The sequence below is a fragment of the Pantoea sp. Fr-CA_6 genome (genome assembly GCF_024520895.1).
In the GTDB taxonomy this organism is placed as follows: domain Bacteria; phylum Pseudomonadota; class Gammaproteobacteria; order Enterobacterales; family Enterobacteriaceae; genus Pantoea; species Pantoea agglomerans.
The window spans coordinates 1-2,025 of the sequence record NZ_JALNPO010000031.1; the positions used below are offsets into that span (position 1 = coordinate 1).

The 2,025-nt window shown below is 53.4% G+C and carries 3 protein-coding genes and 1 pseudogene; all 4 read left to right on the forward strand.

Going from position 1 to position 2,025, the window contains the following annotated elements; all coding sequences use genetic code 11:
* Positions 1 to 242 precede the first annotated feature (242 nt).
* On the forward strand, positions 243 to 635 hold the full coding sequence (locus NR201_RS22450) for a hypothetical protein (protein WP_256844928.1): 393 nt from the start codon (positions 243 to 245) through the stop codon (positions 633 to 635).
* Positions 632 to 1,303, forward strand: a complete 672-nt coding sequence (locus NR201_RS22455) for a DUF2931 family protein (RefSeq protein ID WP_033769057.1) — start codon at positions 632 to 634, stop codon at positions 1,301 to 1,303. The genes NR201_RS22450 and NR201_RS22455 overlap by 4 nt, the downstream gene beginning before the upstream one ends.
* A gap of 82 nt (positions 1,304 to 1,385) precedes the next feature.
* The gene (locus NR201_RS22460) at positions 1,386 to 1,772 is read left to right on the forward strand and encodes a hypothetical protein (protein WP_033769055.1); all 387 of its coding nucleotides are present in this window, start codon (positions 1,386 to 1,388) and stop codon (positions 1,770 to 1,772) included.
* A pseudogene (locus tag NR201_RS22465) lies at positions 1,769 to 2,025 on the forward strand (DUF2931 family protein); the annotation flags it as partial. The gene NR201_RS22460 and the pseudogene NR201_RS22465, both read left to right, overlap by 4 nt.

The following is a 2,025-nucleotide window of genomic DNA, read 5'->3' on the forward strand; positions in this document are numbered from 1 at the left end:
CGCAGGAGGTGATAACCTGCCAGTCAAACCGGTAAAAATCACCACGCTGTCCGGGGATAAACTGGATGCCTGCAAAGGGATTACGGACCATCCCAACGGGTATGTTTATTACGGTGAAACGCCAGCATTTGTTAAAGGGAAAACCTATCCCTACGGCAACTGGTAGCGATTGCTTCTGATACCCGCCTGACGACACATGCAGGCCGGGTTTAGGCGCTTATGTGTTGTCTGTCTGGAGGGCAATGATCATGCTGGTTTTTACCGACCTGAGCCGTACACCTGAACTGGCGGAGGTGGCTGAGCGGCTGGGTATTATTGACGGCCAGCCCGTTCTCATCGGGGAGGACGGGGTATTTGACCGTGAAGTGAATGCCTTTTTACGGTCCCTGGTTGATCCATCAAGCCCGGGGCGTAATACCTGGCGTACCTATGCCTATCAAGCGTACAGCCAGGATGAGTTGGACGTGATTGCGGAGAAGTATATTCACTGTTCAGCCAACTGGAATGCCATCGTGGTCAATACTGACGGCCTTATTCACGGTGGCGCCTCCCCCTCAGAGCTGATTGGCTTTATCAACCGGCCGGATGAGCAGTGGAAACGTTCCGTCTACAGCATGGACGGAAAGAAGGTATGAAGCTGAAAACATTTTTCCCCTTGCTGATAATGGTGATGGTCAGCGGCTGCCGGGCTGGAGAGGCACAGACGCCGGAAGACACCGGCGAAATGCCCTACGGTGAAGTTGATTTTGCATTTTTCACTCCGCGGGCCTTACCGGCGGTTGTGACAAAAGCGCTGATTATCGACAACGAGAAAGTTGTATCTACTTACAGAACGCTGGACAGCATTCAGGAAAATCCTGACAGCGTGGGAAGCTGGAGCAGCAGGGTAAGCAGGCATGCTCAGTTCAACAAAGCCCGGCATCCTCCCGCACAGATGCTCTTCTGCTGGGATTCGGTTATAGATAAAAAGACCTACGAGACGCGCATCACCTTTTCATCGGCCCTGCGGGAGAAAATGTCGGTGCCAACCGGAAAGGACTGGCGTGGGGATACGGCCTGGTATGACACGCTGCTGTTTGGGCTGGCACCAGAAGGTAAAGTCCGCATCTGGCTTCAGAACAGTGCACCGGTCGCCAATCTGCCGGTCGAACCGGTAAAAATCACCACGCTGTCCGGGGATAAACTGGATGCCTGCAAAGACGTGCCTTCGCGCATTGACTTTAACTACAGCATTCCGGATGGTTATGATCAGGACATAAAGGATTTTATCAAAGGGAAAGCCTATCCCTACGGCAACTGGTAGCGATTGCTTCTGATACCCGCCTGACGACACATGCAGGCCGGGTTTAGGAGTTTATGTGTTGTCTGTCTGGAGGGCAATCATCATGCTGGTTTTTACCGACCTGAGCCGTACACCTGAACTGGCGGAGGTGGCTGAGCGGCTGGGTATTATTGACGGCCAGCCCTTTCTCATCGGGGAGGACGGGGTATTTGACCATGAAATGAATGCCTTTTTACGGTCCCTGGTTGATCCATCAAGCCCGGGGCGTAATACCTGGCGTACCTATGCCTATCAAGCGTTCAGCCAGGATGAGCTGGACGTGATTGCGGAGAAGTATATTCACTGTTCGGCCAACTGGAATGCCATCGTGGTGAATACGGACGGCCTTATTCACGGCGGCGCATCACCCTCTGAGCTGATTGGCTTTATCAACCGCCCGGATGAGCAGTGGAAACGCTCGGTCTACAGCATGGACGGGAAGAAGGTATGAGGCTGAAAACACTTTTTCCCCTGCTGATGCTGGTGATGGTCAGCGGCTGCCGGGCTGGAGAGGCACAGACGCCGGAAGATACCGGCGAAATGCCCTACGGTGAGGTTGATTTTGCATTTTTCACTCCGCGGGCCTTACCGGCGGTTGTGACAAAAGCGCTGATTATCGACAACGAGAAAGTTGTATCCACTTACAGAACGCTGGACAGCACTCCAGGGGATCCGGATACAACTCAGATATGGAATAACCGGGT